Raw genomic sequence first — 24,848 nt, forward strand, 5'->3', positions numbered from 1 at the left:
GCTACTCCCCGGCGGTGCGGTAGGCGCGGGACCTGCGGTGCTCGTCGTCGAGGATGCTGAACAGCTCGTCGTCGGTGGCCTCGTCGAGCACGTCGCCGTCGTGGCCGCGTCGCGCGGTCCAGGTGGCGAGCAGCGCCGACAGGCGGTCGGCCACCGCGTCGTGGTCGACGTCCACGGCGTCGTCCAAAGTGGACTTGAGCCGGTCCAGCTCGGCGAGCAGCGGGTCCGGCGTCGTGGCGTGCAGCGCGGCGCGCAGGTGGTCGGCGAGCCGGGCGGGTGTCGGGTGGTCGAACGTCAGCGTGGCGGGCAGCCGGAGCCCGGTCGCCGCGGCCAGCTCGTTGCGCAGCTCGACCGCCGTGAGCGAGTCGAAACCGAGGTCCTTGAACGCCTGGCGCGGGCCGACCGCCGCCGTCGAGGCGTGCCCGAGGACGGCCGCGACCCGGTCGAGCACCAGGTCGAGCACGTCGGTCGGGCGCGCGGCGGATCGCCTGGCGGTGCGCACCAGGCCGCGCAGCAGCGGGTGCGGGTCGCCGGCCCGGCGCAGGGCGGGCAGGTCCAGGCTCACCGGCACGAGTGCCGGTTCGGCCGCCGTGAGCGCGAGGTCGAACGCCGCCAGCGCCGCCGCGGTCGGCATCGGCCGCACCCCGGACCGCGCCAGGCGGTGGTGGTCGGCGCGGGTGAGGTCCCGCGTCATGCCGCCCGGCTCGGCCCACTGCCCCCAGGCCAGGGACACGGCGGGCAGGCCGCGCGACCGCCGGTGCCGGGCCAGGGCGTCGAGGTAGGCGTTCGCGGCGGCGTAGTTGGCCTGGCCCGGACCGCCGAGCACGCCGGCGGCGGAGGAGAACAGCACGAACGCCTCCAGGTCGCCGGCCAGCTCGTGGAGGTGCCGCGCCGCCAGCGCCTTCGGCTCCCAGACCCGCGCGAACCCCTGCGGTGTCAGGGACCGCACCACCGCGTCGGCCAGGACGCCGGCGGCGTGGACGACCGACGTGACCGGGTGCGCGGCCAACAGCCGGGCCAGCGCGGCGCGGTCCGCCACGTCGCACGCGACGACCGCCACCGCCGCGCCCAGCCCCGTCAGCTCGGCCTCCAGCGCGGCGTTCGCCCCGGTGCGGCTGACCAGCAGGAGGTTCCGGACGCCGTGCGCGGTCACGAGGTGGCGTGCGACCGCGCCGCCGAGCGCGCCCGTGCCGCCGGTGATCAGCACGGTGCCGTCGGGGCTGAAGGTCGGCGGGGCATCGGGTCCGGGGTCGGCGCGTTCCAGGCGCGGCACGTGCACCCGGCCGTCCCGGACCGCGAGCTGCGGCTCGTCACCGGCGACCAGGACGGCGCCGTCGACCAGGGTGAAGCGTCCGGGGTGCTCGGCGGCGGCGGACCGGACCAGGCCCCAGATCGCGGCGGCGTCGGGGTCCACGTCCTCGTCCGGGCGCACCGCCACCGCGCCCTCGGTCGCGACCACCAGGTGGCCGTCGTCGCCCGCCAGGAACTCCTGGACCACCCGCAGGGTCCGGACCGGGTCCGTCGCGCGGTGGACCGCCGTGCCGGGCGCGGTCGCGGTCACCTCGGCCACCGGCCACGCCACCCGGTACACCGGCGGTGCGACGTCGGGCGGCGGTCGCAGCGCCACCGCCGCGACACCCAGCACGGGCCCGCCGTCGGCGGTCGCCAGGTCCAGCCGGTAGGTGTCCGGACCGGTGGCCGACAGCCGCGCCCGGACGGCGTCTCCCCCGCCCCACGACGACACCCCGGTGAACGAGAACGGCACCTTCGCCCGGTCGTCGGCGACCGTGACCGCCTGGAGGGCGGCGTCGAGCAGTGCCGGGTGCACCGCGAAGCCCGCTCCGGGTGCCGGTGTCAGCTCGGCGTAGAGGTCGTCGCCGCGCCGCCAGGCCGCGCGAAGCCCCTGGAACGCCGGCCCGTACTCGAACCCGGTGTCGCTCAGGGCTTCGTAGAACCCGTCCAGGTCGACGGGTTCGGCGTCCGGCGGCCGGGTCCACGACGCCGGCGGGACGGCGGGTTGCGCGCCGAGCGTGCCCGCGGCGTGCCGGACCCACTCGTCGGCGGTGCGCGCGTGCACGGCGACGGTGCGTCGGCCGGCCACGTCCGGCCCCACCGTCACCCGGACCGGGACACCGTCGGCGACCCTCAGCGGAGCCTCGACCACCAGCTCCTCCACCGCCGGGCACCCGACCTCGTCGCCGGCCCGGAGCGCCAGGTCGACGAACGCCGTGCCGGGCAACAGGACCTCGCCCCGCACGACGTGCTCGCCCGACCACGGCTGCGCGCCGACCGACAGCCGCCCGGTCAGCACCACGCCCTGGCCGTCGGCGAGTTCCACGGCCGCGCCCAGCAGCGGGTGGTCGACCGCCCCGAGCCCGACGCCGGACACGTCGGTCGCGGCGGCGGGCAGCAGCCAGAAGTGCTCGTGGCGGAACGGGTACGCGGGCAGGTCGACGTGCGCCGGCGGCAGGTCGGGGTCCGCGCCGCCCACCCAGAGCCGGCCGACCGCCGCCAACACCCGCTCGGGCTCGTCGTGGTCGCGCCGCAGGACACCGGCCGCGACCAGCGCCGGGTGCGGCCCGATCTCCAGGAAGCGCGTGACACCGTCGGCGCGCAGCCACTCCACACCGTCCGCGAACCGCACCGCGTCCCGGACCTGCCGCGCCCAGTACGCCGGGTCGGTGAGGTCGGCCGGTCCACCGGCGGTGCCCGACACCACGGGGATCACGGGATCGCGGTAGGTCAAGCCCGCCGCGACGCGGGCGAACTCCGCGATCATCGGTTCCATCCGCGCCGAGTGGAACGCGTGGCTGACCGCCAACCGCCGCGTTTCCCGGCCGCGCGCCGACCAGACCGCGGCAACCTCCAGCACGGCGGCCTCGTCACCGGACACCACGACCGCGTCGGGCCCGTTGACCGCCGCGATGCACACCCCGTCACCCAGCGACACCGCGACTTCCGCCTCAGTGGCCCGCACCGACACCATCGCGCCGCCGGACGGGAGCTCACCCATCAACCGGCCACGCGCCGAAACCAGCGCACATGCCCCCGCCAGATCCAGCACACCCGCGACATGCGCGGCGGCCACCTCACCCACCGAATGCCCGATCACGTAGTCCGGCCGAAAACCCAGGCTCTCCACCAACCGGAACAACGCGACCTGCAACGCGAACAACGACAACTGCGTGAAACAAGTCCGGTCCAACACGCCATCCGGGTCCGTGAACAGGACATCGGAGTCCAACTCCAGCAACCCGCACACCTCGTCCAACGCCCGCGCGAACACCGGAAACGCCTGGTACAACCGACGACCCATCCCCACCCACTGCGAACCCTGACCCGAGAACACGAACGCCGTCTTCCCCGGACTCGCGTCGCCCACGACGACTTCCGGGGACTGACGCCCGTCGGCCAACGCCCGCAACGCGTCACCCGGATCACCGTCGAGGACGAGCACCGCGGCGCGGTGGGCGAACCGGGCACGCCGGGCGAGCGCCCGACCGACCGCCACCGGGTCCAGGTCCGGGTTCTCCGCGACGACCCGGCTCAGCCGCCGCGCCTGGTCCGCCAGCGCCCCCGGCGTCTTCGCGGACAGCGGCCACAGGACCGGTCCGGCCGCGACCGGTTCGGCCACACGGGGTTCGGCCACATCCGGATCGGCCTCGGGCGCTTCGATGATCAGGTGCGCGTTGGTGCCGCTGATCCCGAACGACGACACGCCCGCCCGGCGCGGCCGACCGGTCGACGGCCACGGCACCGGTTCGGTCAGCAGCCGGACCGCGCCCGTCGACCAGTCGACGTGCGAGGTGGGCGCGTCGACGTGCAGGGTGCGCGGCAACTCGCCGTGCCGCATCGCCATGACCATCTTGATGACGCCGGCGATGCCCGCCGCCGCCTGCGTGTGCCCGAGGTTCGACTTCACCGAACCCAACCACAACGCCTCGCCGCGATCCTGACCGTACGCAGCCAGCAACGCCCGCGCCTCGATCGGGTCGCCCAACGTGGTGCCCGTGCCGTGCGCTTCCACCGCGTCCACCTCGGCGGGCGTCAGACCGGCGTTCGCCAACGCCTGCCGGATCACGCGTTCCTGCGAAGGTCCGTTCGGCGCGGTCAACCCGTTCGACGCGCCGTCCTGGTTCACCGCCGAACCACGCACCACCGCCAACACCCGACGACCGTTGCGCCGCGCATCGGACAACCGCTCCAGCACCACCAGGCCGACGCCCTCGCTCCACGCCGTGCCGTCGGCCGCCTCCGCGAACGACTTGATCCGCCCGTCCGGGGCCAACCCGCGCTGCCGCGAGAACTCCACGAACCCCTCGGGCGTGGCCATCACCGTCACGCCGCCGGCCAGCGCCAGCGCGCACTCCCCCGACCGCAACGCCTGCGCCGCCAGGTGCACCGCCACCAACGACGACGAACACGCCGTGTCGACCGACATCGCGGGGCCTTCCAGTCCCAGCAGGTAGGACACGCGTCCCGACGTCACGCTGGTCGCGTTGCCGGTCGACAGGTAGCCCTCCAGGTCCGCCGCGTGCGCCCCGACGCCGTACCCGGACGCCCAAATCCCCGTGAACACGCCGGTCGCGCTGCCCCGCAACGACGTCGGGTCGATCCCGGCGTGCTCCAACGCCTCCCACGCCGTCTCCAGCACGAGCCGCTGCTGCGGGTCCATCGCCAACGCCTCACGCGGCGAGATCCCGAAGAACGCCGCGTCGAAACCACCCGCGTCGTCCAGGAAACCGCCCGCACGGGTGTACGACGTGCCCGCCGCACCGGCCGGGTCGTACAACCGATCGACATCCCAGCCCCGGTCGCTCGGGAACTCCCCGATCGCGTCGCCCCCGCCCGCGACCAGCCGCCACAGGTCGTCCGCCGACGCCACCCCACCGGGATAGCGGCAGCCGATGCCCACGACGACCACCGGGTCACCCGACGCCGCGACGGCGGCCGGTGCGGCGGCGACCCGGCGCGCACCCGACAGCACGTCGTCCAGGTGGGCGGCCAGCGCGGCGGGCGTCGGGTGGTCGAACGTCACCGTCGCGGGCAGCCGCACCCCCAGCGCCGCCGCCAGCCGGTTGCGCAGCTCGACCGCCGTCAACGAGTCGAAACCCAGGTCCCGGAACGCCCGGTCCGGGTCGACGCCGGCGGCGTCGTCGTGCCCCAGCACCACCGCCGTGTGCCGACCGACCAGGTCGACCAGCCGCGCCAGGCCGGTGTGCTCCTCCAGCCGGCCCGCGCCCACCCGCCGAGGCCGTCGCGCCGGCCCGAGCCCGCGCAGCAGGGGCGCCGGCGACGACAGGTCCAGCGCCGCCGGCACCACCACCGGGTCGCTCCCGGCCAGCGCGGCGTCGAACAACGCCAGCGCCTCCGCGGTCGGCATCGGCCGGACACCGGTCCGCGCCAGGCGTCGCCGGTCCGCCTCGGTGAGGTGCCCGGTGAGCCCGCTCCCTTGCGCCCAGTGGCCCCAGGCCATCGACACCGCGGGCAGGCCGCGGGCCCGCCGGTGCGCCGCCAACCCGTCGAGGAAGGCGTTCGCCGCCGCGTAGTTGGCCTGTCCCGCGCCGCCCAGCACGCCGGCGGCCGAGGAGAACAGCACGAAGGCCCGCAGGTCGCGCGCCAGCTCGTGCAGGTGCCAGGCCCCGTCCACCTTGGGCCGCAACACCTCGCTGACCCGCTCGGGCGTCAGCGACGACAGCACGCCGTCGTCGAGCACACCGGCCGCGTGCACCACCGCCGTCAGCGGGCGCTCCGCCGGGATGGACGCCAGCAGGCCGGCGACCGCGTCGCGGTCCGCCACGTCGCAGGCGACGACCGTCACCGACGCGCCCGGCACGTCCACCGGCCGCGCGGTCCGACCGACCAGCACCAGGTGCCGGACGCCGTGCGCCGCGACGAGGTGCCGCGCGAGGAGCCGCCCCAGCGTGCCCGTGCCACCGGTGATGAGCACCGTGCCGTCCAGGGCCGGCACGCCGCCCGCCGATCCCCCTTCGGCCCGTGCCAGCCGCGCGGCGAACACCTCGCCACCGCGCACGGCGACCTGCGGCTCGTCGGCCGCGAACCGCACCTCGCCGTCGGTGTCCACCAGCACGAAGCGGTCGGGGTGCTCGGCCTGGGCCGACCGCACCAGGCCCCACACCACCGACGCGGCGACGTCGACGGCCTCGTCGCCGGGCCGCACGGCGACCGCTCGCCGCGTGACGACCGCGAGCCGCCCGTCCGGCTGGCGCAGGAAGTCCCGCACCACGCCGAGCACCTCGGCGGCGACGGCGTGCGCCGCGCGCACCGGGTCGCCCGCCGGCACCACGACCTCGTGGACGGCCGGGTCACCGACCACCGCCTCGGCCGGCACCCAGTCCGGGCGGAACAGCCGGTCCCGCCGCGCGGCGCGGAACCCGGCCGTCACCCGCCGGACGGTCAACGCGTCGACGGCGGCCACCGGCGCACCGGTGTCGTCCGCCACCACCACGCGGTAGGTGTCCGGGCCGGTCGGCGTCAACCGGACCCGCGCGGCCGTCGCCGACCGCCGCACCGACACCCCGGCGAACGAGAACGGCAGCCGACCGCCCGCGACCAGCGCCAGCGGTTGCAGCGCCGCGTCCAGCAGCGCGGGGTGCAGGTCGAACCCGTCGCCGGACTCGACCGCCACCTCCGCGAACAGCTCGTCGCCGCGCCGCCACGCGCTCCGCACGCCGGCGAACACCGGACCGTACTCGTACCCGCCGGCGGCCAGCCCGTCGTAGAAGTCGGCGAGGTCGACGGGATCGGCGGCGGGCGGCCAGGGCTCGGCCCACTCGTGGACCGGCGTTCCGGTGCCGAGCGTGCCGGTGCCGAGCGTGCCGGTGCCGAGCGTGCCGGTGGCGTGCCGGACCCAGGTGTCCCCGGTCCGCGAGTGGATGGCCACGGCGCGCCGGCTCGCCTCGTCGGGCGCTCCCACCTCGACCTGCACCGTCACCGAGCCGCGGTCCGGCACGGCCAACGGGCTCTCCAGCACGAGTTCGTCCAGCGCGTCGCACCCGAACCGCCGCCCCGCGCCCAGGGCCAGCTCCACGAACGCGGTGCCGGGCAACAGGACCTCGCCGAGCACGACGTGGTCCGCCAGCCACGCGTGGGTCGCGGTCGACAGCCGTCCGGTGAACAGCGCGCCCCTGTCGTCGGCCAACTCGACGGCCGCGCCCAGCAGGGGGTGCGCGGGCGCGGTGAGGCCCAGGGCCGCGACGTCGGTCGACGGCCGTGGTGCGAGCCAGTAGGGCCTGCGCTGGAAGGCGTACGTGGGCAGGTCGACGTCGTCCCGGCTGCCGTTGCCGCGCAGGACTTGCGCCCAGTCGACGTCGATCCCGGCGACATGCGCACGTGCCAGGGCCCTGGTGAACTCGTCCGGACCCTCGCCCCGGCGCAGGGTGCCGGTGGACACGACGTCCAGCGACGGCACGAGCACCGGGTGCGGGCTCACCTCCACGAACACCCCGTGCCCGGACGCGACCAACGCCTCCGTCGCCAGATCGAACCGCACCGGCTCCCGCAGATTCCGGTACCAGTACGCCGCATCCACCGACCCCACCGACGCACCCGTCACCGTGGAGTAGAACGGAACCCCGCCCACACCCGACACCACACCCGCCAGATCGGCCAGCAACCGCTCCCGCACCACCTCCACCTGAGGCGAATGCGCCGCGTAGTCGACCGGGAGCGAGCGAGCGCGGATGTCGTCGGTCGCACAGGCCGTCACCAGTTCGGACAACGCGTCCGGATCACCCGACACCACCACCGCGCCGGGGCCGTTCACCGCCGCCACGGTCACGCGATCGCCCCAGCGCGCGAGGTACTCGCCCGCCCGCTCGGCGGAAAGCCCGACGGACACCATGCCGCCGAGCCCGGCCAACGACACCAGAGCACGGCTGCGCAAGGCGACGACCTTCGCCGCGTCCGCCAACGACAACAACCCGGCTACACAGGCCGCCGCGATCTCACCCTGCGAATGCCCGACCACCGCATCCGGCACCACACCGTGCGACCGCCACAGCTCCGCCAACCCGACCATCATCGCCCACAACGCAGGCTGCACCACGTCCACGCGATCCAGCGAACCGCCGTCCAGCACATCGACCAACGACCAGTCCACGTGCGGCGCAAGCGCTTCCGCACACGCGTCGACCGCCTCGCGGAACACCGGCTCCGACCCGTACAGCTCCCGCCCCATCCCCACCCACTGCGCACCCTGACCGGGGAACACGAACACCGTCCTGCCCGATGACGCCACGGAACCGGTGATCAGGAAGGGCGATTCGCGGCCGTCCGCCAACGCGTCCAACCCGGACGGGTCGCCGACCACGACGGCGCGGTGGGCGAACCGCGTCCGTGCCGCCAGCGCACGACCCACCGCGCCCGCGCCGATCCCGGCGTGCTCCGCGAGGTGAGCGCGCAACCGACGTGCCTGCTCCCGCAACGCCTCGGCGGACTTCGCCGACAGCGGCCACACCACCGGACCGCCCTCGGCGGCGGCCGGCGACGGCGGGTCGTCCGGTGACTGCTCGACGATCAGGTGGGCGTTCGTCCCGCTGACGCCGAAGGACGAGACGCCCGCCCGGCGCGGGCGACCGGTGGCCGGCCACGGCGTGTTGCCGGTGAGCAGGCGGACACCGCCGGACGTCCAGTCGACGTGCGGTGTCGGCGCGTCCACGTGCAGCGTCCTCGGCAGCACCCCGTGCCGCAACGCCAGCACCACCTTGATCACGCCCACGACACCGGCCGCCGCCTGGGTGTGCCCGAGGTTCGACTTCACCGAGCCCAGCCACAGCGGCTCGGCCCGCCCCTGGCCGTAGGTGGCGAGCAGGGCCTGCGCCTCGATCGGGTCGCCCAGCGTCGTCCCGGTGCCGTGCGCTTCCACGGCGTCCACTTCGGACGGTCGCAGGCCCGCGTCGCGCAGCGCCTGCCGGATCACCCGCTCCTGCGAAGGTCCGTTCGGCGCGGTCAACCCGTTCGACGCGCCGTCCTGGTTCACCGCCGAACCCCGCACCACCGCCAGCACCCGACGACCGTTGCGCCGCGCGTCCGACAACCGCTCCAGCAGCACCAGGCCCGCGCCCTCGCCCCAGCTCGTGCCGTCGGCGGCCGCGGCGAACGGCTTGCACCGCCCGTCGGGGGCGAGCCCGCGCTGCCGGGAGAACTCCGTGAAACCCAGTGGTGTCACGATCACGGTGACGCCGCCGGCCAGCGCGAGCGTGCACTCGCCCGCGCGCAGGGCCTGCGCCGCGAGGTGGATCGCCATCAGCGACGACGAGCACGCCGAGTCGACCGACACCGCCTGCCCGTGCAGGCCGAGCAGGTAGGCGACGCGGCCGGACGTGACGCTGGGCGAGATGCCGGTCGCGAGGTAGCCCTCGGCGTCGCGCGGCGCTTCGTCGGCGCTGCCCGCGTACCCGGACGACCAGAGCCCGGTGAACACGCCGGTGCGGCTGCCGCGCAACGAGGTCGGGTCGATCCCGGCGTGCTCGAAGGTCTGCCACGCGGTTTCCAGCAGGACGCGCTGCTGCGGGTCCATCGCCAGCGCTTCGCGGGGCGAGATGCCGAAGAAGTCGGCGTCGAACCCGGCGGCGTCGTCCAGGAACCCGCCGTGCCGCGTGTAGCTGGTGCCGGGGTGGTCGGGATCGGGGTGGTAGAGCCGTTCGACGTCCCAGCCCCGGTCGGTCGGGAAGTCGCCGATCGCGTCGACGCCGCCCTCGACCAGCCGCCACAGGTCGTCGGGCGACTCGACGCCGCCGGGCAGCCGGCAGCCCATGCCGACGATGACGATCGGGTCGTCTGCGGCGGCGGGCGCGGTGAGCGCGGGCACGTCGACTCCCGCGCGCTCACCGGACAGCCGCGCCTTCAGGTGGTCGGCGAGTTCGGCCGGCGTCGGGTGGTCGAACACGAGCGTCGCGGGCAGGCGTGCCCCGGTGGCCGCGGCGAGGCGGTTGCGCAGCTCCACCGCCGTCAACGAGTCGAACCCGAGGTCGCGGAAGCTCCGCCGGGCGTCGACCGCCGTGGTGCCGGCGTGGCCGAGCACGGCGGCGGCGTGGGTGGTGATCAGGCCGAGGACGTCGGCGGCCGGCGCGGGTCGCGGCCGGGCGGGCGCGGTCCGGAGGTGCGCGGTGGTCAGGGCGGGCCGACCGGAGGCCAGGGCCGCGTCGAACATCGCCAGCGCCTGCTCGGTGGTGAGCGGTTGGATTCCGTTGCGCGCCAGGCGTTCCCGGTCCGCCTCGGTGAGGTGGGCGGTCATGCCGCCCTCTTCCGCCCAGTGGCCCCAGGCCATCGAGACGGCGGGCAGGCCGAGCCGGTGGCGGTGCTCGGCGAGCGCGTCCAGGTAGGCGTTCGCGGCGGCGTAGTTGGCCTGGCCGGCGTTGCCGATCACCCCCGCGACGGCGGAGAAGAGCACGAACGCGCGCAGGTCGAGGTCTCGCGTCAGCTCGTGCAGGTGCCACGCGCCGTCGACCTTCGGCCGCAGCACCCGGTCGACCTGGTCCGCGGTGAGGCGTTCGACCACCGCGTCGTCCAGGACGCCCGCCGCGTGCACCACGGCCGTGAGCGGTCGGTCGGGCGGGATGGACGCCAGCACCGCGGCCAACGCCTCCCGGTCGGCGACGTCGCACCGCGCCACGGTCACGTCGGCGGCCACGTCCGGCGCGACGCCACCGGTGCGGCTCACCAGCAGCAGTCGCCGCACCCCGTGCCGGGCGACCAGGTGCCGGGCGACCGCGCGCCCGAGCGCGCCGGTGCCGCCGGTGATCAGCACGGTGCCGTCGGGGTCGAGGGGCCGGGGCACGGTCAGCACGAGCTTGCCGACGTGCGCGCCCCGGCTCATCGCCCGGAACGTCCCGACGGCCTGCCGCAGGTCGCCCGCCGCGACCGGCGGCGGCCGGAGCGCGCCGGCCACCAGCAGGGCGCGGACCTCGGCGAAGACCTCCGCCAACCGCTCGGGGTCGACGTCGTTGAGGTCGAACGGCCGGTACGCCACGCCGTCCGGCGAGCGGAGGTCGGTCCTGCCCAGCTCCACGAACCGGCCGCCGGGCGCGAGCAGTCGCAGCGAGGCGTCGGTGAACCCGCCCGCCAACGAGTTCAGCACCACGTCGACGGGCGGGAACCGCCGCTCGAATTCGGTCGTGCGCGACGACGCGAGGTGGTCGTCGGCCAGGCCCCGGCGCCGCAGCAGGTCCCATTTCGCCGGGCTCGCGGTCGCGAACACCTCCGCGCCGAGGTGCCGGGCGACCTCGATCGCCGCCAGGCCGACGCCGCCCGCGCCCGAGTGGACCAGCACCCGGTCACCCTCGCGCAGCCCGCCCACGTCGACCAGGCCGTACCAGGCGGTCAGGAACGCCACCGGCACCGCCGCCGCCCGCGCGAACGACCAGCCGTCCGGGATCGCCGCCAGCAGCCGGTGGTCCGCCACCGCGACCGGACCGAACGCGCCGGGCACCAGGCCCATCACCCGGTCGCCGGGCCGCCACCGCTCGACGCCCGGTCCGACCGCCAGCACCGTGCCGGCCGCCTCGCCGCCCAGCGCGGCCCGGTCCGGGTAGACGCCGAGGGCGATCAGCACGTCGCGGAAGTTCACGCCGGCCGCGCGCACGCCGACCCGGACCTGCCCCGGCGCCAACGGGACCTCGGGGTGCTCGGCGAAGGCCAGGTCGTCCAGGCTGCCGGTGCCCCGTTCCACCAACCGGTACGCGCCGTCGGGCGCGAGCAGTTCCGGCACGTGCCGCAGGCGGCGGGGCACCAACCGCTCGCCGCCGCGCAACGCCAGCTCGGGTTCGCCGCCCGCGTCGGCCGCGGCGCGCACCGCCTCCTCCGGTGACGCGTCGTCGTCGAGGTCCACCAGCACGAACCGGCCGGGGTGCTCGGCCTGGGCACTGCGCACCAGGCCGCGCACGGCCGCGCCCGCGACACCGCGGGTCGGCACCGCCAGGCGTGGTTCCCCCGGTGTGGCGAGGAAGTCCTGGATTAGTGCGCGGGCCCGCTGCACGAGGTCGCGCACGGCGTCCGCGTCGTCCGGTGCGGTGAGCAGCGGGCCGGGTGTCACCGGGACCGGCGTGCTCCCGGTCAGCGGCACCCAGTCGGTGCGGTAGAGGGTGGCCGGCGCCTCGGCCGGGCGCACGGTCACCGCCTCGATGTCCGCCACCGGCGTGCCGGACAGGTCGGTGACGGTGGCCGTGTAGGTGTCGTTCCCCTTGCGGGACAGGTGGACCCTGGCCTCCGACACGCCGGCGGTGTGCACGGCGACGCCCCTGAAGGAGAACGGCAGCCGGACCCGCGCGTCGGGGCTGAGCAGGATCAGCGGTTGCAGCGCGGCGTCGAGCAGCGCCGGGTGCAGGCCGTACCGGTCGCCGTCGGGGACGGACACCTCGGCGAACAGCTCGTCCGCGCCCCGCCACAGCGCCCGCACGCCCCGGAACGCCGGGCCGTACTCGTAGCCGAGGTCGGCCAGGCTCGCGTAGAAGTCCCGCGGGTCGACGGGTTGCGCGTGCTCCGGGGACCAGTCCGCCCGGCGGGGTGCGACGTGGCCGCCGAGCGTGCCGGACGCGTGCCGCACCCAGTCGTCGTCCGCGCGCGAGTGCACGGTGACCGCCCGGCGTCCCGCGTCGGGCGGTCCGACGGCGACCTGGACGTGCGTCGGGCGTTCCGACAGCGTGAGCGGGGTGTGCAGCACCAGGTCCTCGATCGCGCCCGACCTGGTCACGAGTTCGAGGAACGCGGTGCCGGGCAAGAGGATCGCGCCGTCGACGGCGTGATCGGCCAGCCACGGGTGCGTCCGGGTGGAGAGCCGGCCGCTGAGCACGACGCCGCCGTCCGGCAGCTCCACCGAGTCCGGCAGCAGCGGGTGGCCGGTGCCGTCGTCGGTCAGGTCGGCGTCGAGCCAGTAGTTCCGGTGCTGGAACGGGTAGGTCGGCAGCGCCACCGTGCTCTTGGCAGCGACCGCCGCGCCACCGCCGGGCCACGCCACGTCGACGCCGACGACGTGCAGACGTCCCAGTGAGAGGAGGAAGTCCCGAGTCGAGCCGTGGTCCCGGCGCAGGGTGCCGGTGGACACGACGTCCAGCGACGGCACGAGCACCGGGTGCGGGCTCACCTCCACGAACACCGCGTACCCGTCGGCCGCCAACGCCTCCGTCGCCAGATCGAACCGCACCGGCTCCCGCAGATTCCGGTACCAGTACGCCGCATCCACCGACCCCACCGACGCACCCGTCACCGTGGAGTAGAACGGAACCCCACCCACACCCGACACCACACCCGCCAGATCGGCCAGCAACCGCTCCCGCACCACCTCCACCTGAGGCGAGTGCGCCGCGTAGTCGACCGGGACCCGGCGTGCGTCCACGCCGTCCCGCTCGCACCGCGCCACCAGCTCGTCCAGGGCGGCGGGTTCACCCGAGACGACGACGGTCGTCGCCGTGTTGACCACCGCGACGGTGATCCGGTCGCCCCACGGCGCGACGTAGTCGGCCGCGCGCTCGGCGGACAGGCGCACCGACACCATGCCGCCCAGGCCCGCCAATGACACCAAAGCGTTGCTGCGCAAGGCGACGACCTTCGCCGCGTCCGCCAACGACAACAACCCGGCGACACAGGCCGCCGCGATCTCGCCCTGCGAATGCCCGACCACCGCGTCCGGCACCACACCGTGCGACCGCCACAGCTCCGCCAACCCGACCATCATCGCCCACAACGCGGGCTGCACCACATCCACGCGCTCCAACGAGCCCCCACGCACCACGTCGACGAGCGACCAGTCGACGTGCGGGGCCAGCGCTTCCGCGCACGCGTCGACCGCCTCGCGGAACACCGGCTCCGACCCGTACAGCTCCCGCCCCATCCCCACCCACTGCGCACCCTGACCGGGGAACACGAACACCGTCTTCCCCAGCGGCTCCACCGAACCGATGACGAGGTCGGCGTCGTCGCGGCCGTCCGCCAAGGCGTCCAACGCCGCCGACCCGCCGACCACGGCCCGGTGGTCGAACAAGGTGCGGACGGCCAGCGCGCGTCCGACCGCGCGGGCGTCGACCTCGGGGTGCTCCGCGAGGTGGGCACGCAGCCGGCGTGCCTGCTCCCGCAACGCCTCGGCGGACTTCGCCGACAGCGGCCACACCACCGGACCGCCCTCGGCGACGGCCGGCACGTCCTGCGCCTGCTCGACGATCACGTGGGCGTTGGTGCCGCTGATCCCGAACGCCGACACCGCCGCACGACGGGGGCGGTCCACCACGGGCCAGGCCCGCGCCCCCATGAGCAGGCGGAGGTTCCCGGACGTCCAGTCGACGTGCGGTGTCGGCGCGTCCACGTGCAGCGTCCTCGGCAGCACCCCGTGCCGCAACGCCAGCACCACCTTGATCACACCCGCGACACCGGCCGCCGCCTGGGTGTGCCCGAGGTTCGACTTCACCGAACCCAGCCACAGCGGCTCGGCCCGGTCTCCGCCGTACGCCGCCAGCAGCGCCCGCGCCTCGATCGGGTCGCCCAGCACCGTGCCCGTGCCGTGCGCCTCCACCACGTCGACGCCGGACGGCTCCACGCCCGCGTCGCCCAGCGCCTCCCGGATCACCCGCACTTGCGAGGGACCGCTCGGCGCGGTCAGGCCGTTCGACGCGCCGTCCTGGTTCACCGCCGAACCGCGCACCACCGCCAGCACCCGACGGCCGTTGCGCCGCGCGTCCGACAGCCGCTCCAGGAACAGCAGGCCGGCTCCCTCGGCCCAGCCGGCGCCGTCAGCGGCGGCGGCGAACGACTTGCAGCGGCCGTCCGGCGCGCTCGCGCCTTGGCGCGACATCTCGGTGAACAGGGCGGGTGTCGCGTTCAGCGTCACGCCGCCCGCCAGCGCCAGGTCGCACTCGCCCGACCGCAGCGCCCGCGCGGCCAGGTGCAGGGCCACCAGCGACGACGAGCAGCCGGTGTCCAGCGACAGCGCCGGACCGGTCAGGCCCAGCTGGTAGGCCAGGCGGCCGGAGCCGACGCTGGTCGCGGTGCCGGTGACCTGGTAGCCCTCCAGGTCGTCCGGGACGCGGCCCTGCGCGTAGCCGGTGGACCAGATGCCGGTGAACACCCCGGTCCGGCTGCCCTCCAGGGTGGTCGGGTCGACCCCGGCGGACTCGACCGCCTCCCACGCGACCTCCAGCAGGACGCGCTGCTGCGGGTCCATCGCCAGCGCTTCACGGGGCGAGATGCCGAAGAAGTCGGCGTCGAACCCGCCCGCGTCGGCCAGGAACCCGCCCCGGTCGGTGATCGAGGTGCGCGGGCGGCGTCCCTCCGGGTCGTGCAGGCGGGCCAGGTCCCAGCCCCGGTCGGCGGGGAAGCCGCCGATCGCGTCGACGCCGCCCTCGACCAGCCGCCACAGGTCGTCCGGCGACGTCACGCCGCCGGGGAAGCGGCAGCCCATGCCGACGATCGCGATCGGCTCGTCGTTCGCCGCCACCGCCCGCGCCGGCGCGCGATCGGCCTCGCCCGCGAGGTGCGCGGCCAGCCGGGCGGGCGTCGGGTGGTCGAACACCAGCGTCGCGGGCAGGTCCCGGTCGAACGCGGCGGCGAGGCGGTTGCGCAGCTCCACCGCCGTCAGCGAGTCGAAACCCAGGTCCTTGAACGGTTGGCGCGGGTCGAGCGCGCGTGGCGCGGTGTGCCCCAGGACGGCGGACACGTGGGTGGTGATGGTGGCCAGGACGTCCGCGCCGCGCCCGACCGGGCGCGCGGTCGGCGCCGCGGGCGCGACGGCCGCCTCGGGCAGGTCCGCGAGCAGCCTGCTCGGCCGGGCGTGGGTGAAGGCCCTGGCGAACGCCGCCCAGTCGACCTCCGCCACGATCGCGGTCGGCTCGTCGTGGTCCAGGACGTCGCCCAGCGCGTCGAGCGCGCGGTCCGGCGGCAGCTCCCCGAGCCCCAGCAGGCTCCGCTGCCGCCGGACGTCCGGCAGCGCCGCCATGCCGCCCTCGGCCCAGATGCCCCACGCCACGGACGTCGTCGCGCGGCCGAGCGCGCGGTGGTGGGCGGCGAGCGCGTCGAGGAACGCGTTGCCCGCCGCGTAGGCCGCGCCGTGCCCGTCGCCCCACACCCCGGCGGTGGAGGAGAACAGCACGAAGGCGTCGAGGTCGGGCAGGGACTCGGCCAGGTGCGCCGCGCCCAGCACCTTCGCCGCGACCACGTCGGCGAAGGCGGCCGGGTCGCCGTCGGCCAGCCGGGTCGACCGGATCACGCCCGCGGTGTGGAACGCGGCGCGGATGTCCCCGGTGCGGGCGACCAGGTCCCGCACCGCCTCGCGGTCGGCCACGTCGCACGCGGCGACGGTGACCCGCGTCGTCGCGGCGAGTTCGTCCCGCAGCGCGACGGCTCCGGGCGCGTCGAGGCCGCGCCGGCTCACCAGCACGAGGTGTTCCGCGCCCTGCCGGGCCAGCCGGCGCGCGACCCGCGCGCCCAGGGCGCCGGTGCCGCCCGTGATCAGCACCGCGCCCCCCGGCCGCCAGGCGCGCGGTGCGGCGCCGGGGTGGGGCGCGTGGCGCAGGCGTCGGCCGAACACGCCGGTCGGCCGGATCGCGACCTGGTCCTCGCCGCAGGCCGGCACCCCGAGCAGGCGTCGCACCGCGAGGTCGTCGGGGGTGTCCGGCACGTCGACCAGGCCGCCCCAGCGGTCGGGGAACTCCAGGGCGGCGGACGTGCCGACGCCCCAGACCAGCGCCTGCCACGGGTCGGTGACCGGCTCGACCGCGCCCCGCGTGACGCACCACAGCGGCACGGCGGGCGCGCGGACCAGGTCCAGGGTGCGCGTCAGGCCGATGGGGAGCGCGGGGTGCTCGGGATCGGGGTCGCCGCGCAGGGCGAGGAACGACAGCACGCCGTCCACGGCACGCGGGTCCGGCGGTTCCGGCAGCTCCGGGACGACCCGGAAACCCCGCGCCCGCAACGCTTCCGGCCACGGTGCGCCCGCCTCGCCCACCACGAGCCAGCGCTCCGGGTCGATGGGCGTCGACGTGGTGACCGGGGTCCAGGCGACCTCGTAGCGGTCGCGCGGTGGCGCGGAGGCCGTCGGGGTCAGCCAGAAGTCCTCGTGCTGGAACGGGTACGCGGGCAGCACGGCCCGCTCGCCCCCATCCGGGAACAGCGGCGACCAGTCGACGTCCACACCGGCCGCGAACACCCTCGTGGTGGCTTCGAGGAAGTCGGTCAGGTCACCGTGGTCGCGGCGCAGCGTGCCGGTGGCCGTGACGCCCATCGACGGCACGAGCACCGGGTGCGGGCTCACCTCCACGAACACGTCGTGCCCGGATGCGGTCAACGCCTCCGCGGCGAGGTCGAAGCGCACCGGCTCACGCAGGTTGCGGTACCAGTACGCCGCGTCCGCGGACTCCACCGGCCCGCCGGTCACCGTGGAGTGGAACGGGATCCTCGGCGGCCGGGGCTCGACGTCGCCCAGGTCGGCCAACAGCCGCTCGCGGACGGCCTCCACCTGCGCCGAGTGCGCGGCGTAGTCCACCGGCAGGCGACGGGCGCGCAGGTCGGCGGCGGCGCACGACGCCACCAGCTCGTCGAGGGCGTCCGGGTCGCCGGACACGACCACCGCGCCGGGGCCGTTGACGGCGGCGAGGGTCAACCGGTCGCCCCACGGGGACAGCAGGTCGGCGGCCCGGTCGGCGGACACCGCGACCGACACCATGCCGCCCCGGCCCGCCAGCGACGCCAACGCCCTGGCCCGCAAGGCGCTCACGCGCGCGGCGTCCTCCAGCGCGAGCGCGCCGGCGACGTGCGCGGCGGCGATCTCGCCCTGGGAGTGGCCGACGACGGCGTCCGGTTCGACCCCGAACGAGCGCCAGAGCGCCGCCAACCCCACCATCACCGCGAACAGGGCCGGTTGCACCACGTCGACGCGGTCGAGCGGGCCGCCCGCCAGGACGTCCGCCAACGACCAGTCGGTGTGCGGCGCCAACGCCTCCGCGCACCCGTCGATCGCCTCGCGGAACACCGGCGACTCCAGGTACAGCCGATGCCCCATGCCCACCCACTGCGCACCCTGGCCCGGAAACACGAACACGGTCCTGCCGGCGCGGGCCGCGCGCGTCGGCGGCAGCGCGGACAGGCTCGCCGGCAACGCCTCCCGGTCCGCGCCGACGACCGCCGCGCGGTGCGGGAACCTCGCCCGGACGAGCAGTTCCCGGCCGATGGCCGCCGCCGTGGCGTCCGGGTGGGTGAGCGCGAACTCCTGGAGCCGCCGGGCCTGCGCCGCGAGCGCCTGCTCCGACTTGGCCGACAACGCCCACACCACCGGACCGCCCGCGCCGACCGGTGCCGGTGCGGGTGCGGCGTCCGGCGGCTGGGCCAGGATCACGTGCGCGTTGGTGCCGCTGATGCCGAACGCGGACACGGCCGCGCGCCGGGGGCGGTCGACCTCGGGCCAGGCTCGGGAGCGCGTGAGCACGCGGACCGCGCCGGACGACCAGTCGACGTGCGGGGTGGGCTCGTCGACGTGCAGCGAGCGCGGTAGGACGCCGGCCCGGAGCGCCAGCACCACCTTGACGACGCCCGCGACGCCGGCCGCCGCCTGCGCGTGCCCCAGGTTGGACTTCACCGAACCGAGCCACAGGGGTTCCGCGCGGTCCTGCCCGTAGGTCGCGAGCAGCGCGTTCGCCTCGATCGGGTCCCCGAGGGTCGTCCCGGTGCCGTGCGCCTCCACCGCGTCCACATCGGACGGTCGCAGCCCGGCGTCCGCCAGGGCGGACCGGATGACGCGTTCCTGCGCCGGTCCGCTGGGCGCGGTCAGGCCGTTGGACGCGCCGTCCTGGTTCACGGCCGTCCCGGCGACCACCGCCAGCACGTCGTGCCCGTTGCGCCGGGCGTCGGACAGCCGTTCCAGCACCAGCAGGCCGACGCCCTCGGACCAGCTCGTGCCGTCGGCGGCCGAGGAGAACGGCTTGCTGCGCCCGTCCGGCGCGAGGCCGCGTTGGCGGGAGAACTCGGTGAACCCGGTCGGCGTGGCCATCACCGTGACACCGCCCGCGAGGGCCAGCGCGCACTCGCCCGAGCGCAGCGCCCGCACCGCGAGGTGGACGGCGACCAGCGACGACGAGCAGGCGGTGTCCACCGACAGCGCCGGGCCGCGCAGGCCGAGGTGGTAGGCGACGCGGCCGGACGTCACGCTGGTCGCCGTGCCGGTGACCAGGTAGCCCTCCAGGTCCTCGGGCACCTCGTGGCCGACCGCGTAGCCGGACGACCAGATGCCGGTGAACACGCCGGTGCGCGTGCCGCGCAACGCGGTCGGGTCGATCCCGGCGTGCTCCAGCGCCTCCCACGCCGTTTCCAGCACCAGCCGCTGCTGCGGGTCCATCGCCAGCGCCTCGCGGGGCGAGATGCCGAAGAACCCGGCGTCGAACCCGGCCGCGTCGCGGAGGAAACCGCCCTGGCGCACGTAGGTGGTGCCGCCCCGGCGCAGCTCCGGGTCGTGCAGGCGGCCGAGGTCCCAACCGCGGTCGCGCGGGAAGTCGCCGATGGCGTCGACCTCGGCCGTCACCAGGCGCCACAGGTCCTCCGGCGACGCCACACCGCCGGGGAACCGGCAGCCCATGCCGACGATGACGACCGGGTCGTCCCCCGCGGTGGCCGGGGCGTCGGCGGCGCTCGCGCGCCCGGCCCGGTCGTCGACGGCCCGGTCCCGCGCCTCGCCGGCGGGCCGCTCGGCCGCGCGCAGGTGCTCGATCAGGTCCTCGGGCGTCGGGTGGTCGTAGACCAGGCTCGACGGCAGGTCCCGGTCCAGCGCCGCGCTGAGCCGGTTGCGCAGCTCGACACCGGCCACCGAGTCGAACCCCAGCTCCTGGAACGTCAGCCCGCGGTCGACGTCGGCGGCGTCGGCGTGCCCCAGCACGAACGCGACCTGCGCCGTGACGAGGTCCGCCGGGTCCGCGTGCGCGCCCGGTCCCGCGACCTCCACCGCCGACAGCCAGTGCGACCGCCGCTGGAAGGCGTAGGTCGGCAGGTCGACGACCCCGGTGCCGGCCGGGAACGCCGCCGTCCAGTCCACGTGCCCGCCCGCCACGAACAGGCGGGCCGCCGCGCTCAGGAACTCCGCCGTCCCGCCGTGCCCGCGGCGCAGCGTGCCGGTGACGACGCCCCGCGCGCCGACCAGCTCGCGGGTCTGCTCCAGGGACGGCGCCAGCACGGGGTGCGGGCTCACCTCCACCACCGCGCCGTGGCCGTCGGCGAGCAGCGCGGCCGACGCCAGGTCGAACCGCACGGGTTCCCGCAGGTTCCGGTACCAGTAGTCGGCGTCCAGGCCGGCCGGGTCGAGCACGCCGCCGGTCACCGCGGAGTAGAACGGCACGACGCCCGCACGCGGCCGGATGCCGGCCAGGTCGGCCAGCAGCCGCCCGCGAATGGCCGCCACCTGGGCCGAATGGGCGGCGTAGTCCACCGGAATGGCCCGCGCACGGATGCCGTCGGCCGCGCAGGATTCGATCAATTCGGCCAGCGACGTCGGAGCACCGGACACCACCACGACACCCGGCGCGTTCACCACGGCGACCGTTATTCGTCCCCGCCAGCGCGCCAGGTATTCCTCGGCGCGTTCGAAGGAAAGCGCCAGCGAGACCATTCCGCCCTGCCCGGCCAATGCGCCGAGCGCCCGACTGCGCAATGCCACCAGGCGGGCGGCGTCGGCCAGCGACAGCGCGCCCGCGATATGCGCGGCGGCGATTTCGCCTTGCGAATGGCCGAGCACCGCGTCCGGGTGGACGCCGAACGACTCCCACAGCCGGGCCAGCGCGACCAGCACGGCGAACAGGGCCGGCTGGACGACGTCGACGCGGTCGAGCGGGCCGCCCGCCAGGACGTCCGCCAACGACCAGTCGGTGTGCGGCGCCAACGCCTCCGCGCACCCGTCGATCGCCTCGCGGAACACCGGCGACTCCAGGTACAGCCGATGCCCCATACCGACCCACTGCGCACCCTGGCCCGGAAACACGAACACGGTCCTGCCGGGGTCCGTGGCCCGCCCGACGGCCACCGGCTGCCCCACGACGGCGGTCGCGCCACCACCCGCCCGTGCCTTGTCGGTGTCCGGGCCGGCGGTGGACGTGCCGAGCAGCACGGCGCGGTGCGCGAACCGCGCGCGGGTGGTGGCCAGCGCCAAGCCGACCTCCGCCGGGCCGAGGTCCGGCCGGTCGGCCACGTGCCGGCGTAATCGCCCGACCTGCGCCCACAGGGCCTCCTCGGACTTCGCGCTCACCAGCCACGGCACCGGCCCCGCGCCGGCCGACCCCGCACCGGCCGACCCCGCGCGGGCCGACCCCGCGCGGGCCGACGAGGCGCCCGACGGCGCGGACCGCTCGACCGGCGGCCCGTCGTCGGGCGCCTGCGCGACGATCACGTGCGCGTTCGTGCCGCCCATCCCGAACGACGACACGCCCGCGATCCGCGGCCCCTCGCCCGGCCACGGCGTCAACGACGTCTGCACGCGCAGCTTCAGCTCGTCCAGCGGGATGCCGGGGTGGGGCTCGACGTGGTTCAGGCTGGGCGGCAGCGCGCCGTGCCACACGCTCAGCAGCACCTTCAGCAGCCCGACGACCCCGGCCGCGCCCTCCAGGTGGCCCACGTTCGTCTTCGCCGACCCGACCAGCAGCGCCGTGTCGCGCGAGCGGTGCGCCGCGCCCAGCCCGGCCGCCTCCACGGGGTCGCCGACGGGCGTCCCGGTGCCGTGCAGCTCGACGTACCGCACGTCGCCCGCCCGCACCCCCGACCGGGCCAGCGCCGCGCGGATCACCTGCTCCTGCGCCTCGGCGGCGGGCACGGTGAGGCCCGGCGTCGCGCCGTCGTGGTTGACCGCGCTGCCCCGGATCACCCCGTACACCCGGTCCCCGTCGGCCAAGGCCGCGACCAGCGGCTTCAGCACCACCAGCCCGCCGCCCTCGCCGCGCGCGAACCCGTTGGCGCGGGCGTCGAAGGTGTAGCACCGCCCGTCCGGCGAGAGCCCGCCGAACTCGGCCGCCGCCGTCTCCCGCGCGCCGGACAGGTTGAGGTTCACGCCGCCGGCCAGCGCGAGCGCCGACTCGCCCCGCCGCAGGCTCTCCACCGCCAGGTGGACGGCGACCAGGGCGGACGACTGGCCGGTGTCCACCGCCAGGCTCGGGCCCCGCGCGCCGAGGAAGTGCGACACCCGGTTGGCGACGACGCCCCGGTTGGTGCCGGTCAGCGTGTGCGGCGTGACGTGGTGCGGGTAGGTCAGGGTCGTGTAGTCGTCCCAGGCCGCGCCGATGAACACGCCGGTGCGCGCCGCCACCGCGGGCAGCCGCGCGTCCTCCACGGCCTCCCACGCGAGTTCCAGCGCCAAGCGCTGCTGCGGGTCCATCGCGGCGGCCTCGCGCGGCGACACGCCGAAGAACGCCGCGTCGAACCCGTCCACCCGGTCCAGGTAGCCGCCGGGGCGGGTACCCGCGCGCCCCTCGGGCGGCGGGCCCACCGCGTCCACCCCGTCGCGCAGCAGCCGCCAGAACGCCTCCGGGTCCGGTGCCTTCGGCAGTCGGCAGGACATTCCGACGACCGCGATCCGATCGTCGTCCGACGTGGTGGCCGAGCCCATCGAATCAACCTCCCCGAGCCGGAGAATGCGGTTGGTTCGCGGACGTCCGACCACGGCGTCGGAATTCCCCGCAGACCTCGCGCGGCCATTCGCGCGCTTCGTGGGCGAATGGCCAACCGGAACGTACCTCGGGCTACGGCCGCCCGCTACGGCCGTCCACCGGGTTCGGCGCAACCGCATCGGGAAACCGATTGTCGGACTGGCACCGCGCGCGGAGTTCGGCTTCAATGACCGTGCACGACAACGGGGGCCGTCCACGGACGACCCCCGTTCGGCTTGACGGCCTACTGCTGTTCGCCGAGATTCCGGAGACCCTCCTGGGCCTTTTCGGTCCCCTTCCCGATCTGTTCGGAGTGCTGCCCGCCGGTCTTCTCGTCGACGAACCCGCCCGCCCGCTCGACGCCCTCCTGGGCCTTGTCGCCGTGCTGCCCCAGCGCGTCCTTGGCCTTGTCCTTCAGCTCGTCGAACTTGTCGCCGATGCCCATCTGAACACCCTCCTGACGCGGAGCCTCCCGAGTGGACACTCCGTCGGCAGGGGTACCCGCGCCGAGCGCGGTTCGAGGCGGACTCACTCGAACGAGGGATGACATCAGGTCACCCCATCACCCCTGTCGGGGATGGCGTGGAACATCCGGCTCCACGCGGTGACGATGAGTCCACTCGGGACGGAATTCCAGCCGCCCGCGACTCCCGGAACACGAGCCCGTCACACCTTCGTGGCATCCGTCGCTCCCGCCCGGTCGGCCCGGAGGTCCCGTGCCACGATGCCGGTGAGGCGGTTCGCCCGCGGCCCGCGCGCCCGACCGCGCCGCCTCGCTCACGCCGGACCCGGCCACCCGGAGGGCTGCCCATGACCGCGACCTCCTCGACGCGCGACGTGCGCGAGCGGGTCCGCGGCCACCTGCCCGCGCTGTGGCGCACGCTGGCCGAGCTGGTCCGCGACCGGTCGGTCGGCGCCGACCCGGACCCGCCGCTCGCGGTCACCGCCGAGAAGGTCGCCGCCCTGTTCCGCGGCGCGGGCCTGCCCGGAGCGGCCGTCACGGCGGTCACCCACGAGGGCCGCACGTCCGCGCCGCTGGTGCACGCCGACGCGCCGGGCCCGCCCGGAGCGCCGACCGTGCTGCTCTACGCGCACTACGACGTGCAGCCGGCCGACGGGTCGAAGTGGACCGTCACCGCGCCCTTCGAGCCGAAGGAGGTCGACGAGGGCGACGACACCCGCCTGTACGGGCGCGGCGCGGCCGACGACAAGTCGGGGATCGTGATGCACCTGGGCGCGCTGGAGGCGTTGCGCGCCAACGGGTCCGACCTGCCGATCGGCGTGAAGCTGGTGGTGGAGGGCGAGGAGGAGGGCGGCGACAGCGTGCTGGCGGCGCACGTCGCCGCGAATCCGGGCGACACCCGGTTCCACGCCGACGTGGTCGTGGTCGCGGACACCGGCAACCTCGCGGTCGGCCGGCCCGCGCTGACGTCGACGCTGCGCGGCGCGCTCGTGGTCGACGTGGCGGTGCGCACCCTGCGCCACGAGGTGCACAGCGGCGTGCACGGCGGGCCCGCGCCCGACGCCTTCCTGACGCTGGCGCAGATCCTGGCGACGCTCCAGGACCCGGTGACCGGTGACGTGGCCGTGCCCGGCCTCGGCGTGCTCGACCACCCGTGGCCGGAGGTGCCGCCCGAGGAGTTCCGGCGGGACGCGGGCGTGCTGGACGAGGTGGACCTCATCGGGTCCGGCACCATCGCGCAGCAGCTGTACGGGCGGCCGTCGGTGACCGTGGTCGGCCTGGCGGGCGCGCCGAGCGCGGCCCGGCCCGCGAACGTCCTCACCCCGTCCGCGACCGCCCGGATCAGCCTGCGGCTCGCGCCGGACCAGGACCCGGACCGGGCGTTCGCCCTGCTGCGCCGGCACGTGCTCGGCGTCGCGCCGTTCGGGGTGCGGCCGGTGGTCACCCCCGTCGGCCGGGGCGCGGGTGTCACGGCGGGCGGCGGCGCGTTCCAGGCGGAGGTGGAGGCGGCGCTCGCCGCGGCCTACGGCACGACGGAGGTGGCGCACGTCGGCCAGGGCGGCTCGATCCCGCTGGTCGCGGCGCTGCGGGCGGCGAACCCGCGGGCGGACCTCGTGCTGTGGGGCTGCGAGGAGCCGCGGGCGCGCATCCACGGCGACGACGAGAGCGTCAGCCGCTCGGAACTGGAGCACATGACGGTCGCGGAGGCCCTGCTGCTGCACGCCCTCGCCGGGCACGGCCGCTGACCACCCGCGGATCGCCTGTCCCCC

3 protein-coding genes are annotated in these 24,848 nt (G+C 75.9%); 1 reads left to right on the forward strand and 2 read right to left on the reverse strand.

Annotated elements, in window-relative coordinates; genetic code table 11:
* Position 1: 1 nt before the first annotated feature.
* Positions 2–22,576 carry a type I polyketide synthase gene (locus C8E97_RS36270; RefSeq protein WP_281275456.1) on the reverse strand — a complete coding sequence of 7,525 codons (22,575 nt, stop codon included), beginning with the start codon at positions 22,574–22,576 and terminating at the stop codon, positions 2–4.
* A gap of 284 nt (positions 22,577–22,860) precedes the next feature.
* The gene (locus C8E97_RS24645) at positions 22,861–23,061 is read right to left on the reverse strand and encodes an antitoxin (RefSeq protein WP_121007856.1); all 201 of its coding nucleotides are present in this window, start codon (positions 23,059–23,061) and stop codon (positions 22,861–22,863) included.
* A 365-nt stretch (positions 23,062–23,426) separates the two neighbouring features.
* Between C8E97_RS24645 and C8E97_RS24650 the strand changes: the two genes are divergently transcribed.
* Positions 23,427–24,824 carry a M20/M25/M40 family metallo-hydrolase gene (locus C8E97_RS24650; protein ID WP_121007857.1) on the forward strand — a complete coding sequence of 466 codons (1,398 nt, stop codon included), beginning with the start codon at positions 23,427–23,429 and terminating at the stop codon, positions 24,822–24,824.
* Positions 24,825–24,848: the final 24 nt, after the last annotated feature.

Source organism: Saccharothrix australiensis, assembly GCF_003634935.1.
GTDB lineage: Bacteria > Actinomycetota > Actinomycetes > Mycobacteriales > Pseudonocardiaceae > Actinosynnema > Actinosynnema australiense.

What these genes read in the sequence shown, in the direction of transcription:
- C8E97_RS36270 (WP_281275456.1), bottom strand. Translation starts at nt 22,576, where the DNA reads ATGGGCTCGGCCACCACGTCGGACGACGATCGGATCGCGGTCGTCGGA.
- C8E97_RS24645 (WP_121007856.1), bottom strand. Translation starts at nt 23,061, where the DNA reads ATGGGCATCGGCGACAAGTTCGACGAGCTGAAGGACAAGGCCAAGGAC.
- C8E97_RS24650 (WP_121007857.1), top strand. Translation starts at nt 23,427, where the DNA reads ATGACCGCGACCTCCTCGACGCGCGACGTGCGCGAGCGGGTCCGCGGC.